Raw genomic sequence first — 226 nt, 5'->3', positions numbered from 1 at the left:
GTCGTCGTGGTAGTGGTTCACGCCGAGGAAGTCGATCGGCTGGTGGATGGTCTGCAGGTCGCCGTCGTGCACGAGCTCGTCGAAGCGGTGCGCCGAGACGTCCTCGAGGAAGTCGGCCGGGTAGGCCCCGAGCAGGATCGGCTCGAGGTAGGCCCGGTTCCAGAGCGCGTCGAGCCTGCGGGCGGCGTCGAGGTCGACCGGATCGCTCGGGTCGTTCGGCACCGCG

Annotated in this window: 1 protein-coding gene; it reads right to left on the bottom strand. The window is 69.9% G+C overall.

The genetic code is table 11. From position 1 onward, the window contains the following. Positions 1-226: family 1 glycosylhydrolase (locus tag FJ658_RS15250; RefSeq protein WP_141146223.1), on the bottom strand; the 226-nt coding region annotated here is incomplete at both ends.

Origin of the sequence: Schumannella sp. 10F1B-5-1 (genome assembly GCF_006517535.1) — a bacterium.
Classification (GTDB): Bacteria; Actinomycetota; Actinomycetes; order Actinomycetales; family Microbacteriaceae; genus Schumannella.
The sequence above is the reverse complement of the archived record's forward strand: the minus strand, read 5'-3'. Positions and strand labels throughout refer to the sequence as shown.